This is a genomic window from Bartonella sp. MM97QHHN, from assembly GCF_042194285.1.
In the GTDB taxonomy this organism is placed as follows: domain Bacteria; phylum Pseudomonadota; class Alphaproteobacteria; order Rhizobiales; family Rhizobiaceae; genus Bartonella.
Genome location: NZ_JBHIMS010000094.1, coordinates 1 through 14654 on the forward strand (window position 1 = coordinate 1; position 14654 = coordinate 14654).

Genomic DNA, 14654 nt, shown 5'->3' on the forward strand with positions numbered 1-14654 from the left:
TATCATAACGCAAGCAGACATTGCACGAGCTTTAAGAGAAGCAAAAAAGCAAAAATGCGAACTCATAGAAATCAAACCTACTGGTGAACTGCTTATCTATCTTAAATCCGATATTCCAATACCAAATTCAGTTAGCCACCCAGACAAACTTTTAGATTTGTCAAAGAATGAATATTACGAAACCGCACTCTCTAAGATGTAAAATACCATGCCTAAACCACGTCCTCCTCATCTTGTCAAAGAAGTCACACGTCATGGTAAAATTATATGGTATGTACGTATTGGTCATGGACCACGTATTAGAATACGCGGCACCTATGGAACGCAAGAGTTTGTTGATAACTACAAAAGCGCACTTGCCGAGTTACAAGGGCTTATACTTCCTAAATCAAAAACTGGTAAGCTAGTCGAAGGTTCATTCGCATGGCTCCTTAAACAATACTTTAACAGCTCCAATTGGCATAGCCTTTCTAAAGTCACCCAAAAACAAAAAGANAACTGGTAAGCTAGTCGAAGGTTCATTCGCATGGCTCCTTAAACAGTATTTTAACAGCTCCAATTGGCATAGCCTTTCTAAAGTCACCCAAAAACAAAAAGAACTCATTCTTATGAAGGTATGTGATACCATAGGAAACATTCCATACCAAGCAATTGAAAAGAAACATATCATAGCCGGTGTTGAACGGCGTAAAGAAACACCAGCAATGGCTAGAAATTTTCTGAAAGCCCTTAATGGACTTTTTAATTGGGCGATTGATCAAGGTCTTTTGGAAAATAATCCAGCTTTAGGAATAAAAAGACCCCCCCTCAAAAACAAAGAGGGATTTCCTGTTTGGACAGAAGAAGATGTCGAAAAATATTATCAAATATGGCATCATGGTACCCATGAACGTGTCTGGATTGATGTTCTTTTATATACGGGCTTGCGTCGTGGTGATGCGGTACGCATTGGCTGGAAAGATGTCAAAGACAATATTATTCATCTCAAAACAGAGAAAAGTAAATTCCAAACAGATGTTTTTCTTCCCATTTTACCGGAATTAGCTAAAACGCTTGAAACTGGTCCTATTGGAGAAGAAACATTTATCTGTAGTAAAGTGAATCAAAAATTCACCAAAGAAAGCTTTGGGAATGGATTTAGAGACGCTTGTAATGCGGCTGGAATTAAAAAATCGGCGCATGGATTAAGAAAATTAGCCGCAACACGTGCAGCTAATTCTGGAGCAACAGTATCACAATTGAAAGCAATTTTTGGCTGGACAGAAGATCAGATGGCATCCCTTTATACAAAGAGTGCAGATCGTAAAAGACTAGCTCTTGAAGCTATAAAAAAGCTCCAAAAAAGTTAGGGGCAGAGACAAAAAAACGTAATAGAATCAAAATTCATTAATTCCCTTATATTCTATATAATTCTTTGATTTTATTTACTCTATACCCGCCCCTTGGGCGTACCATAATTCTTTTTTCTATGTGTAATACATTCATTTTATTCGTATTCTTAAAAATGAGGAATGCATAAATAAAAACGAGGGAATAAGATTTTTAAAGGGATCTCTTCGTAAAAAAGATACAAGAATCATTAGATAATTGATTTCTTTGTTGCATTTCGAAGATAGTGTTTTACTGCGCAAAGTTAATAACAATAAAAATCGATAAAATATAAAAATTAGAAGGTTCTAGCTCGTGATCCGGTGAGTTTATAAGCCATATTCTTGCGTATACCGTTAATTTTTAAATTAAAACCAGCCACATCATTTATACGTTTCTTCCAACCTTCAAAACTAAAATTCACCCCAAAACACATCTTATATGAAGCATTTTTAATTACGGTGCCTTTTCACATTAAACTTTTCTATAAACAAACAGACCGTAATCTTAGAATTGAAATGCGATATAAAAATAGATTCTTATTCACCTAACACAACAAATCAAGAAACTATAATTTAGAATACAATCAACTTATTAAATGGAAACTCTGATAATAAAAATGCATAATCCTTGACCCCCAGTGATCTAACTACCTTATCTATTAAACAGATTCTTCATCAATCATAGAATAATTATAGATTTGCAAACACATCACTTCTTTTCAAAAATTAAACCCTCCAACAAAATTTACACTCTATTGATCATAGATTCTAAAAGATCATATTTGAGTGCTTTTTTCCCTTATTTTTACTTTTCATTATAAACTTGAAAGTGCTATAAAGTAGTATCGCTTAAAAAAAAGGACTTCTAATGGCAAAGATCAAAGTAGAAAACCCCGTTGTTGAACTTGATGGGGATGAGATGACCCGTATCATCTGGAAATATATCAAAGATAAATTAATCCATCCCTATCTCAACATTGATCTCAAATATTATGATCTTTCCGTCGAAAATCGTGATGCAACCAATGATCAGGTCACTATCGATTCTGCCAATGCTATCAAAAAATATGGGGTTGGTATAAAATGTGCAACCATCACACCTGATGAGGCACGCGTTAAAGAATTTAACCTAAAAAAAATGTGGAAATCACCTAATGGCACAATCCGCAATATTTTAGGAGGAGTCATTTTTCGCGAACCCATTATCTGTAAAAATGTCCCTCGCCTTGTTCATAACTGGACAAAGCCAATTATTATTGGACGTCACGCTTTTGGTGATCAGTACAAGGCAACAGATTTTAAATTTCCAGGAAAAGGGAAATTAAGTATTAAATTTGTAGGTGATGACAATCAAGTTATTGAACATGATGTTTTTGATGCCCCAAGCGCAGGGGTTGCTATGGCTATGTATAACCTTGATGAGTCAATTCGTGATTTTGCTCGAGCATCCTTTAATTATGGACTACAAAGGAATGTCCCAGTTTATCTTTCAACAAAAAATACCATTCTAAAAACTTACGATGGTCGTTTTAAAGATATCTTTCAAGAAATATTTGATACGGAATTTAAAACTGAATTTGAAAATCGTAAATTATATTACGAACACCGCCTCATTGATGATATGGTTGCTTCTGCAATTAAATGGTCAGGAGGCTATGTATGGGCATGTAAAAACTATGATGGTGATGTTCAATCTGATATTGTTGCCCAAGGCTTTGGTTCTCTCGGTCTCATGACTTCTGTTCTTATGACACCAGATGGTAAAATTGTTGAAGCAGAGGCAGCACACGGCACCGTAACACGCCATTACCGTCAGCATCAAAGAGGCGAAGAAACATCAACGAACTCTATTGCATCTATTTTTGCATGGACGCGTGGACTAGCGCACCGTGCTAAACTAGATAACAATGAGAAGTTAAAAAACTTTTCCACGACATTGGAAGAAGTTTGTATTAAAACCGTCGAAGAAGGTTTTATGACTAAAGATCTCGCACTTTTGATTGGGCCTAAACAAAAGTGGCTTTCTACAACAGGTTTCCTCGATAAAATTGATGAGAATCTCAAAAAAGCAATGGGCAATTAAGTTATTACTTAAATTAAAATTCAAAGCTCTAAACAGAGCTTTGAATTTCTCTTGGCAAATTCAAAGAAGTACCTTATAAGTAAAAAGAGGATAAATTTTTATTAAATAGCAAAAAACAGTGAAAAAACAGGGCTGGTCTGCGCTTTTATTGGGTAAAAATGGTCTTTGCTTTTTAACGTTTACAGGTGGAGTTGTGTTACACGCCACTAACGTTTATATTGTTATTACTATTTTACCCTCTCTTATGAATCATATTGGGAGTGAAATATATTATTCTTGGGTAGCTACTGTCTTTATTACAGCTTCACTCGTGGGTACTTCACTTGCAACAAAAATATTAGGGAAATTAGGTCCTCGCAATGCGTATGTTATTTCTGGACTTATCTTCACCCTAGGCACTTTTATGTGCAGCATTTCTTCATCTATGCCATTGTTTTTAATAGGACGCTTTATTCAAGGATTTGGAAGTGGTTCTTTGTTATCCCTATCCTATTCCATGGTACGGATTGTTTTCAGCCCATCTTTATGGTCACATGCATTAAGTATTATCTCTGGAATGTGGGGAATATCAACCTTGTTAGGACCAGCAATCGGGGGGCTTTCTGTATATTATGGCCTATGGCGAGCATCCTTTTTGGTCATTGGCGTATTAGCTATATTTTTCTCACTCATCGCCTTTAAATTTTTACCAAAAAAGAATGAAAACGATGTTCCAACCCCCCCTCTTCCTCTTCTCCAGCTTTTCATACTCACCTTATTGATTTTTATTATTTCTGTTGGAGGGGCTATGGAGTCTACAATAGCAAAAATTTGCGGATTAGTTATCGGACTTAGTCTTCTCTTTGTTCTAGCAAAAATCGAATCATCTACCCCTCATCCTATGTTGCCCCGCAAATCCTTTTCTTTCTCTTCTGAAATCTTTTCTGTTTACGCATTGATACTTGTTATGACAACAGTCGTATACAGTATAGAACTTTATTTTCCACTTTTTCTTCAAGAGCTTCATGGGCAAGCTCCACTTATTGCTGGTTATATAGCAGCACTTATGAGCCTAGGGTGGACATGTGGAGCCATCTCAAGTGCTGGTGTCTCCACAAAAAAAATTCGCAACATCATTGTATACTCGCCCCTATTAAAACTGTTAGGCATAGTGATTCTTTTATGGCTCATCCCAACAGAAGTTTCCGCGCTTAAATATATTTTTATTATTTGCTTAGCACTGTTTTCTATTGGAATCAGTGCGGGCATAGCATGGCCACATTTGCTCACAAGGATCTTACAATGTGCAAATGATGAAGATGCTCTCCGTGCCAGTGAATCCCTTACCTCTGTACAACTATTTTCAGCGGCCTTAAGTGCAACTCTAGCAGGAGTCATCACCAATCTTGCTGGTCTCTTTAATCCTGGAGGAACAATAGGAATGATCTTAGCAGCAAAAACTCTTCTTATAGTGCTCATGGGTCTTTTATTTTGTCTTGCTATTCCATTAGCACTGCGCATTTCTTACTGCATATTAAAAAACCCAACAGGACATTCCAATAACTAAAAATAAATATAAAAATTCCTTCTTCATTTTAAAAATGAAAAATATTAAGCATGCTTTTCCATATACCATGAGACGCAAAAAACCATTAATCCACACAAAGTTAGAACACTTCCTAAAACAGCTGTATATTCATAATTATAACCCAATTTTAAAACTAATGCTCCAGATTCTGCACCAAGAGCGTTGGCAATATTAAAAGCAGACTGCATTAATGCTCCTGCCAAAATCTGTCCCTGTAGTGCAACATCCATAATTTTTGTTTGTATAGAAGGCATAGCAGCAAAAGAAGTTCCAACAAAAAAGCATCCTATTGCCGCTGTTAACGGAGCATAGGATAAAAAGAAAAAAACAAAAAAAACAAATACGCTCCAAAGCATAGACAAAAATATCATCGGCGAAATACCAATTTTAACGGCCAATTTAGGCCCCAAGAGATTTCCTACCACCATACCCAATCCAACTAACGGCATGATAAATGGTACCAACTCAAGTGAAACACCAGAAATATGCATTAACGTTGGCTTGATATAAGTAAAAACAGAAAATAATCCTGACGCTCCCACCGAAACCATCAACAAAAGAAGCCACACCTGCTTTTGCTTTAATGCACCCATTTCTTGCAAAGGATTCGTTTTTGGAAAAATTGAATCACAAGGAAAAAAATTCCAAATAAGCAAGCTACACAATAAAGCAATCATACCCACAAGGATAAAAGCAATCTGCCAACCAATAAGTTGACCAATCCAAGTAGCACTTGGTGCTCCCAAAACGGTTGCAATTGTTAAGCCGAGCATAACATATCCAACAGCTTTAGAACGTTCTTTCATTTCTACCATTGAAGAAGCAACCATAGCCGCAAGTCCAAAATAGATTCCATGGGGAAGTCCACTGAGAAAGCGTAATACTACTAATATGCTAAAATCAGAAACAAAGGCACTAGCAATATTTGCTAAAGCATAAAAAAGCATCAATCCTATCAAAACAGTTTTGCGTGATACCTGAGCTGTTGCCACAGCTAAAAGAGGTGCTCCAATCACAACTCCTAATGCATAAGCAGAAATATATTGACCAGCGGTAGGAATATCAACATATGAACTTCGTGCCATCTCTGGCAGTAGCCCCATTGCAACAAACTCTGCAGTACCAATAGCAAAACTGCCCACGGCAAGAGCTAAAATTATTAAACGTCGTATTCTCGAATCAATTCCCAATACAAGAACCTTTTGTTGATAAGAATCCCTCATATCATCACTTCTGAATAGGAGTTTTAACTGTAAATATCTGTAATACACACAAACAAAAATTCAAAACATTGTTATACGCATGCCCAATAGTCCCCAATAAAGTTTTAGAAATATTTTGATATATAAAGCATTTTATGGAGTTTTAAGTAAGATTCTTTAATGGAAAATCTTTGAAAACCTCAAGATCATAGACGTATTCACCTATTTCTATCAGATCTACCAGATAATAAACTTTGTCTCCTCTTTTTAACCGTTGAAATTTACAGTGAAAAATTTATTTTACAACGATATACTATACCCTATAAATAATTCTAAAATTTGCTGAATAATGCATTTCAAACAAGTGAACAATATCTCATCATTATCTTGATACAAAGATAAAACCTCTCCCCCAATTATTGTTGCTATCTAAATGCAGATCCCCCAAATCGATAAGCTATAATTTCAACTCTAGGCCATTCTTATAAATTATTATAGAGTCTTTTAAAAATTCTCATGATAATAGTGCTTGGTTTCTAGATTTATTAAATATCCTCTTTTAGGCATCTTTCCCCCTCCCTCACAGAGGAATCGCATCAGATATCTAACTCACTATCTGTAAATTAAAATATTCACGTAAATATATTATTGATTATTTTCAGATAAATTCTATAAACAAAGTATAAAATAAATATAATAATTTTTATTTCAATATATCTATTGATATTTTATAATATATTATAATTATTGTGATTATTGTTTAATTTATTATGACATAATATATATAGTTTTATAATATTAATAATATTAAATAAATCTATTTTAAATAAATTTATATATAAAAACTTAAAAAATAAAATTATAACATTTTAAATTTTGTAATTTTATTTTAGCTTTATTTTAATTTTCTAAAAATTTATCTGTTCGATTGTATATAATCCATTCTTTACCTTTAGTAATAAAAAACACCAAGTAGCTCATAAAAGTACAATTTTCATACTTCTTTAAGAGTTCGCTAACGCCTCATTAACATTGTTGCTGTAAACAGTCATCAGAAACAGAAAAACTGTTTTTCTCCGGATCAGGTAGCGCGTACCGGAGTAACAGTTTCTGTTTTATATAGTAATTAGAAAAGAATATGTGCCCTTATAAAACCGCACTGTTATATCCTAAGATAGTGAAATTTTATAATTTTGGAAGATGTTTCTAATTTCATATTTTTAACTAAATTTGTAAGTGCGAGAATAAATTCAATAAAAAAATGAGGTGCTATATTACGATTAATATTTTAGCGTCCTTGTGCCCATAGAGCACACGTTTCAGCGCAAAAATCAGCATAACAGCCTTCCTCAATGGCATCACGAATTCCCTGCATAAGTTGTTGATAATAAAAAAGATTATTCCAAGTCAACAACATCCCCCCAAGAGATTCACCAGATTTGATCAAATGATGCAAATAAGCACAACTATAATCATGTGTTGCTGGACAAAGTGACTGTGGATCAAGAGGATGTGGATCTTCTGCATAACGCGCATTACGCAAATTAATTCTACCAAAGCGGGTAAAAGCTAAACCATGACGTCCTGCACGCGTTGGCATAACACAATCAAACATATCAACACCACGTGCAACACTTTGTAAAATATCATCAGGTGTCCCTACTCCCATAAGATAGCGTGGTTTATCCTCTGGTAAAATCGGACAAGTAGTATCCAATACTGCTGTCATAACACTCTGCGGCTCACCAACAGCAAGCCCTCCAATAGCGTAACCTTTTAAATCGATTTCTTTTAATGCTTGAGCAGAACGTTCACGCAGTTTCATATTATCACCACCTTGAACAATCCCAAACAATGCTTTATCTGGCTGATCTCCAAAAGCTGTTTTACAACGCAACGCCCACCGCAATGAAAGTTCCATAGCTTCTTCCATTTCTTTTTCAGTTGCTGGTAATGCAATACATTGATCCAACTGCATCTGGATATCTGCACCAAGAAGTCCTTGAATTTCGATAGAACGCTCTGGACTCATTTCATAGTAAGCTCCATTAATGTAAGAGCGAAAAATCACACCTTGTTCAGTAATTTTACGGATTCCCGCCAATGACATAACCTGAAAGCCACCAGAATCGGTTAAAATAGGTCCGCTCCAGCGTGAAAATTCATGTAATCCTCCCAAACGCGCAACACGTTCAGCTCCTGGACGTAACATTAAATGATAAGTATTTCCCAAAATGATATCTGCACCAAGATCACGAATTTGATCCATATACATAGCCTTAACGGTTCCTGCCGTCCCAACAGGCATAAATGCGGGTGTACGAACACATCCTCGCCCCGTTATAATTTCGCCTCGACGTGCATACCCATCTTGAGCAATTTTTCTATACTGAAATGTCTTTATCATAACTCTCGTCTTTTTGATTCCACCAATGCATATCTCTATAGAAAGAAAAAAGATATCCCCTACGAGCATTGTCATAAGCTTTATGAATTAATTTTTGATTCGCTCAATATTGTAATCAGCATCAAAAATTAAACGAGATAAAAGAACATTTCTTATTAAGAAATCACCATAATAAAAGTAATAATCTAGCTCCAAAAAAATAGTAAAATCCTTATAATACCATACCTCAAAATACCTACGCTTAACGCACTAAAGCCTTAACAGAACTGCAAAATTATTATCACAATAATTTCATCTTCACATACTTCCATAAGCAGTAACTTTGTACCCATAGAAGAAAATTCTGAATGCATTGTACAGCTTACAATATTCTTTAACTTTTACAGATAAAAAATTTTTCATCTACTGAATACAGCGATCCTCACGCTTAATAAAAGCGCAAATGAGCATAATCACTTATCCACTCACAATATTGAGATAGCTCTTGGCATTTAAGATAATTCACAAAAGAAATTAACGTGTAAATAAAAATACTTAAAAAAACTACAAATGCTTTTTGTAAAGATTCTCAAATACCAAAAGCTCTATCGTAACATTAGAGGCTGAAAAAACGTATGATGGTACCTGCTTGTTCCTTCACAAGCTTTAAAGAAGGTAGTGCATAATAGATTTTATACTATTTATAGCTTTAAAACTATACACGCCATGAAGGTCATCGTGGAAGTGAATGTTGATATGCACTAAGAAATGCTTCTTAAAAACACGTAAATAAGCAACACAAGTGTATTCCGTTTGGAGCATTCCTCTATTAAAAAACGAGAAAAATAAAAGCGTAAGTCCATGCATAATCTTCATTATTTAAAAGATATTGCATTAGATACTTTTAAAAAAGTAAAGCTGCATTAAAAAGGAGATGGCAAGACTAGCCATTTGTTTCACTTCTGCGCCTTTATTATATTCTTCTAAGATTAATTCTTATTTTAAAGATTACACCAATATACATAAACGCTGATTTTCCACCTTGCTAGGCAAAACTGGAGCAGCTAGTAAGGCTCTTATCCGTATTAATATGTGTGCGGCTGCATTAGGATTGGATGTTGATTTACAAGCAGCAACAAAAGCACACGCTCTCTCAGGAAAATAACATCATAAAACCATTAATAGACCAACAATAAATTGAAGAGAAATGCCGAATTTTTTATAAAACACTTTTCCAAACAAAAACCATAACATAACAGACTTTGCGTTTTCTTATTCTGACAGGTGTTTGTACAAATCCTTTACATTATACTCTTCAGGAAGATCCGATTGAAGTAAATATATGGACAATTCTTAGCTCGAAATTATAAAAGGTAAGCGTGATACTACAAAAGAGTTTCGTGTGCCTTTATTGATCAGAAAAGAGTATTTTTTCTTAGAAACTTATAATTAAAATCAGTATAGTTTATACTATTCTACATCCGCAGCAATAATGGCTTTGGTAATTGAATCTGGATCTGCAACAGGTTCACCACGTTTAATTTTATCAACATTTTCCATACCTTCAACAACCTGCCCCCATATGGAATATTGACGATCAAGCCACGGAGCATCTGCAAAACAAATAAAAAACTGAGAGTTAGCAGAATTTGGATTCTGACTCCGTGCCATAGAAACTGTACCACGCTTATGAGAAAGATTTGAAAACTCTGCTGTTAAATTTGGTTTTTCTGCCCCCCCCATACCAGCACGTGATAAATCGAATTTATCACTATCCTTCTTTCCAAATTGCACATCCCCTGTTTGCGCCATAAAACCATCAATAACGCGATGGAAAATAACATTATCATAAGCACCTTCACGTACCAGTTCTTTAATACGTGCAACATGACAAGGTGCTAAATCAGCAAAAAGCTCAATAACAACTCTGCCCTTTGTTGTTTCAAGAATTAAAGTATTCTCTGGATTTTTATTCTCAGCCATATGGAAAGCTCCCTTGATTCATTTCTCAACTTGTAAAGTAGCAGCATTAATAACATCAGGATTTTTTACAGATCCATTATTACTTGTCGTACCTTTTTTTATTTTATCAACAACATCCATCCCCTTTATAACCTCTCCAACAACCGTATACTGACCGTTTAAAAAAGCAGCATCATCAAAACAAATGAAGAATTGAGAATTCGCGGAATCCGGATCTTGTGATCGTGCCATCCCAACTGTACCACGCTTAAATGACTGTTTTGAAAACTCTGCCGGTATATTAGGATAATTTGAGCCACCCATACCAACGCGTTTCAGATCAAAATCTCTACTGCCTTTTTTTCCAAATTCTACATCACCAGTTTGCGCCATGAAATTAGAAATTACACGATGAAAAACAACATTATTATAGGCCCCCTCCTCTGTTAATCTTTTGATTTGCGCAACATGTTTTGGCGCCAAATCAGGACGCAGACGAATAATAACATCACCATCTTTGAGAGATAAAACAAGAAGGCTTGCATCACTTGCTGGGCTAGGATTACCAGCGACAGCAGACAATGAAAAAAAACATATCAAAACAGCAAAAATTCTACGAAACACACTTATTCTCCCTTAAAAGATTGGTATTTCGAGCTTAAAGCTTGTGCAACATTGGGCGGTACAAATGGTGTCACATCACCTCCCATAGAGGCAATTTGGCGTACCAATGTAGAAGTTATCGCACGCCCAGAAACACTTGCCGGCAAAAAAACAGTTTGCAATTCAGGAGCTAGAATGCCATTCATCCCTGCCATTTGCATTTCATAATCAAGATCAGTACCATCACGCAATCCACGAACGAGAAATGAAGCACCAACTTCACGCGCCTTTTCAATGAGAAGGTTACTAAATGAAAGAACCTGCAATCGATTAGAATCTGCACCAAATAAGTCCTTCCCGACCTGCGTAATGAAATCAACACGCTCTTCGAAGCTAAAGAGTGTTTTTTTGTCAGCCTGTATCCCTATAGCGACGACCACCTTATCAGCTAACACAAAACACCCTTTCAAAACATCAAGATGACCATTTGTAAGAGGATCAAAAGAACCCGCGTAAAGAGCAATTTTCATGATTTTACTCCTTCCTCTTAAAAATTATTTTTCTTCGCTCATATCAACTGTATCAGAATGCTTCACACTTTCATCATCTAATGAACTCGTATCATCTTCAGGTTCAGAAATACGTTCAACCGATACGACTCTTTCACCTTTAGCTGTATTAAAAATTGTGACTCCCTTAGTTGAGCGCCCAGCAGTACGAATTCCCTCAACAGGGACACGAATAAGCTGCCCTCCATCTGATACCAACATAATTTGATCTTGCGCCTTCACCGGAAAAGCCGCTACTAATTTACCAATTTCAGCTGTTTTAGATGGATCTGTTGCGCGAATCCCTTTTCCGCCACGTCCCGAAATCCGGAACTCATAGGAAGAAGAGCGTTTACCATAACCAAACTCACTCACCGTCAAAAGCATTTGTTCACGTGCATGAAGTTCTGCATAACGTTCATCTGTTAACTCTGTTTCAGCACCCCCATCTTCCTCATCAAGAGTTATAATATCTTCAATATCAGCATCTGTACCAGAAGCACGCCGTTCATTCATTACACGTTTAATATAAGCAGAACGCTCAATGGACGTCGCCTCGACATGCTCTAAAATTGTCATCGAAATGACTTTATCGCCTTTAGCTAAATTGATACCACGAACTCCCACAGAATTACGCCCAGCAAAGACCCGAACATCAACAACTGGAAAACGGATACATTGTCCATTGGCTGTTGTTAGAACAACATCATCATGTTCTGTACAGGTTTCAACAGAAAGAATTTCATCTTCTTCATCAAGTTTCATCGCAATTTTACCATTACGATTAACCTGAACGAAATCTGATAATTTATTACGACGCACAGTTCCACGTGTTGTCGCGAACATAATATCTAATGCACTCCAGCTCGCTTCATCTTCAGGCAAAGGCATAATCGTTGTAATACGCTCACCTTGTTGTAAGGGAAGCATATTGATCAAAGCCCGCCCACGCGATTGGGGTGTCCCCAGCGGCAGTCGCCAAACTTTTTCCTTATAAACAATCCCACGTGATGAAAAGAAAAGAACCGGAGTATGCGTATTGGCAACAAACAACCGCGTTACAAAATCCTCATCCTTCGTGGACATACCAGAACGCCCCTTACCACCACGTCGCTGTGCACGATAGGTATTAAGAGGCACACGCTTAATATAGCCACTATGGCTTACCGTTACCACCATATCCTCTGATGCGATCAGATCTTCACTCTCCATCTCAGCGCTACCAAAACCAAATACGGTACGTCGCGGCGTTGCAAATTCCTCACGAAGAGCACTCAACTCATCCTTAACAATACACATAATGCGTACACGTGATGCCAAGATCTCAAGATAGTCAGCAATATCCACACCAATTTTATTCAATTCATCAGCGATTTCATCACGCCCAAGGGCTGTCAATCGTTGCAAACGCAATTCTAAAATAGCACGCGCCTGTTCTTCAGAGAGATTATAAGTACCATCCTCATGAATAATATGACGAGGATCATCAATAAGTTTAATCAAAGGCGCGACATCCATTGCTGGCCAGCGTCGCTCCATTAACTGTGCACGTGCTGTCTGCGGATCAGGAGCTTTGCGAATAAGCGCTATAATTTCATCAATATTGGCAACAGCAAGGGCAAGACCAACCAAAACATGTGCTCGCTCACGCGCTTTACGCAAAAGATATTTTGTTCGCCGACTGACAACTTCTTCCCGAAAAGAAACAAATGCACGAAGCATATCAAGCAACGTCATCTGTTCGGGTTTTCCCCCATTCAAAGCAACCATATTACAACCAAAGGAAGTTTGTAGCGGCGTATACCGATATAATTGGTTTAAAACAACTTCCGCAACAACATCTTTCTTCAGCTCAATAACAACGCGATATCCATCACGATCAGATTCGTCACGCAAATCAGAGATTCCCTCAATGCGTTTATCGCGCACCAATTCAGCCATTTTCTCAATCATTGTTGCCTTATTAACTTGATAAGGGATCTCACTCACAATAATTGCTTGTCGACCACTGCGAATTTCTTCGATCTCAACTTTAGCACGCATAATGATTGAGCCACGCCCTGTTTCATAAGCTGCACGAACACCAGAGTGGCCAAGGATAATACCTCCTGTAGGAAAATCCGGACCAGGAATAATTTCAATTATTTTATCGAGTGTGATATCGGGATTATCAATCAAAGCGATACAACCATCAACGACTTCACCAAGATTATGGGGAGGAATATTGGTTGCCATTCCCACAGCAATCCCCCCTGACCCATTAACCAAAAGATTGGGAAAACGCGCTGGCAAGACAACCGGTTCACGCTCACGCCCATCGTAATTATCCTGAAAATCAACAGTATCTTTATCAATATCAGCTAAAAGTTCTTCTGAAACTTTTTCTAAACGACACTCAGTATAGCGCATAGCCGCGGGTGGATCACCATCAACGGAACCAAAATTTCCCTGACCATCAATCAATGGATTTCTTAAAGAAAAGTCCTGCGCCATACGCACTAAAGCATCATAAATTGAAGCATCACCATGGGGATGGAATTTCCCCATAACCTCACCAACAACACCAGCAGATTTACGATATGACTTATTAAAAGAAAGCCCCATCTCATTCATAGCATAAAGGATACGTCGATGAACAGGCTTAAGACCATCACGAACATCAGGGAGTGCACGTGAAACAATCACGCTCATCGCATAATCGAGATAGGAGCGTTGCATTTCATCAATAATACTGATTGGTTCAATACCTGTTAGCACATCACGTTCTGGGTGTGGAGTAAGATCGGTCACAATTTCAAAACTTTCAAAAAAGAATCATTTCACTTTATTTATAGCGAAAAATACACAAAAATGCTAATTTCTCTCCCATGACAAAAAAGAAATTTAACAATATTTTTCAAGATGTTATTAATTTATATTTTAAATTACCAATA

General features: G+C 36.7%; 11 protein-coding genes and 1 pseudogene. 6 read left to right on the forward strand and 6 right to left on the reverse strand.

Features of this window, described 5'->3' with window-relative positions:
• Position 1: 1 nt before the first annotated feature.
• The 5 genes and pseudogenes from ACFIJW_RS07705 to ACFIJW_RS07725 all read left to right on the forward strand — a co-directional run bounded on the left by ACFIJW_RS07705 (position 2) and on the right by ACFIJW_RS07725 (position 4999).
• Complete coding sequence (locus ACFIJW_RS07705; protein ID WP_375633832.1) at positions 2 to 202, forward strand: hypothetical protein; 201 nt, start codon at positions 2 to 4, stop codon at positions 200 to 202.
• 6 nt (positions 203 to 208) lie between these two features.
• Complete coding sequence (locus ACFIJW_RS07710) at positions 209 to 505, forward strand: hypothetical protein (RefSeq protein ID WP_375633833.1); 297 nt, start codon at positions 209 to 211, stop codon at positions 503 to 505.
• Positions 498 to 1349, forward strand: a pseudogene (locus ACFIJW_RS07715) (tyrosine-type recombinase/integrase); the annotation flags it as partial. The gene ACFIJW_RS07710 and the pseudogene ACFIJW_RS07715, both read left to right, overlap by 8 nt.
• A gap of 889 nt (positions 1350 to 2238) precedes the next feature.
• Positions 2239 to 3453, forward strand: a complete 1215-nt coding sequence (locus ACFIJW_RS07720; RefSeq protein WP_375633834.1) for an NADP-dependent isocitrate dehydrogenase — start codon at positions 2239 to 2241, stop codon at positions 3451 to 3453.
• Between the two features lie 118 nt (positions 3454 to 3571).
• Positions 3572 to 4999 carry an MFS transporter gene (locus tag ACFIJW_RS07725; protein WP_375617767.1) on the forward strand — a complete coding sequence of 476 codons (1428 nt, stop codon included), beginning with the start codon at positions 3572 to 3574 and terminating at the stop codon, positions 4997 to 4999.
• Between the two features lie 44 nt (positions 5000 to 5043).
• Here ACFIJW_RS07725 and ACFIJW_RS07730 read toward each other — a convergent pair whose 3' ends face one another.
• Positions 5044 to 6243, reverse strand: coding sequence for an MFS transporter (locus tag ACFIJW_RS07730; RefSeq protein WP_375633835.1), 1200 nt, complete (start codon positions 6241 to 6243; stop codon positions 5044 to 5046).
• Positions 6244 to 7510: 1267 nt separating this feature from the next.
• Entirely contained in the window at positions 7511 to 8629 is a 1119-nt protein-coding gene (gene tgt / locus ACFIJW_RS07735; protein WP_375633836.1) for a tRNA guanosine(34) transglycosylase Tgt, read from the reverse strand.
• 1021 nt (positions 8630 to 9650) lie between these two features.
• Here tgt and ACFIJW_RS07740 point away from each other — a divergent pair.
• On the forward strand, positions 9651 to 9773 hold the full coding sequence (locus ACFIJW_RS07740; protein WP_375633837.1) for a hypothetical protein: 123 nt from the start codon (positions 9651 to 9653) through the stop codon (positions 9771 to 9773).
• Between the two features lie 305 nt (positions 9774 to 10078).
• Here ACFIJW_RS07740 and ACFIJW_RS07745 read toward each other — a convergent pair whose 3' ends face one another.
• The 4 genes from ACFIJW_RS07745 to gyrA are packed head-to-tail and all read right to left on the reverse strand — an operon-like array spanning position 10079 to position 14511.
• Positions 10079 to 10591: a peptidylprolyl isomerase gene (locus ACFIJW_RS07745; RefSeq protein WP_375617764.1), complete on the reverse strand. Its 513-nt coding sequence runs from the start codon at positions 10589 to 10591 to the stop codon at positions 10079 to 10081.
• 18 nt (positions 10592 to 10609) lie between these two features.
• Entirely contained in the window at positions 10610 to 11194 is a 585-nt protein-coding gene (locus ACFIJW_RS07750; RefSeq protein ID WP_375633838.1) for a peptidylprolyl isomerase, read from the reverse strand.
• 2 nt (positions 11195 to 11196) lie between these two features.
• On the reverse strand, positions 11197 to 11703 hold the full coding sequence (gene coaD / locus ACFIJW_RS07755; protein WP_375633839.1) for a pantetheine-phosphate adenylyltransferase: 507 nt from the start codon (positions 11701 to 11703) through the stop codon (positions 11197 to 11199).
• A 24-nt stretch (positions 11704 to 11727) separates the two neighbouring features.
• The gene (gene gyrA, locus ACFIJW_RS07760; protein WP_375633840.1) at positions 11728 to 14511 is read right to left on the reverse strand and encodes a DNA gyrase subunit A; all 2784 of its coding nucleotides are present in this window, start codon (positions 14509 to 14511) and stop codon (positions 11728 to 11730) included.
• Positions 14512 to 14654 lie beyond the last annotated feature (143 nt).

What these genes read in the sequence shown, in the direction of transcription:
- ACFIJW_RS07720 (WP_375633834.1), top strand. Translation starts at nt 2,239, where the DNA reads ATGGCAAAGATCAAAGTAGAAAACCCCGTTGTTGAACTTGATGGGGAT.
- ACFIJW_RS07730 (WP_375633835.1), bottom strand. Translation starts at nt 6,243, where the DNA reads ATGAGGGATTCTTATCAACAAAAGGTTCTTGTATTGGGAATTGATTCG.
- tgt (WP_375633836.1), bottom strand. Translation starts at nt 8,629, where the DNA reads ATGATAAAGACATTTCAGTATAGAAAAATTGCTCAAGATGGGTATGCA.
- ACFIJW_RS07745 (WP_375617764.1), bottom strand. Translation starts at nt 10,591, where the DNA reads ATGGCTGAGAATAAAAATCCAGAGAATACTTTAATTCTTGAAACAACA.
- coaD (WP_375633839.1), bottom strand. Translation starts at nt 11,703, where the DNA reads ATGAAAATTGCTCTTTACGCGGGTTCTTTTGATCCTCTTACAAATGGT.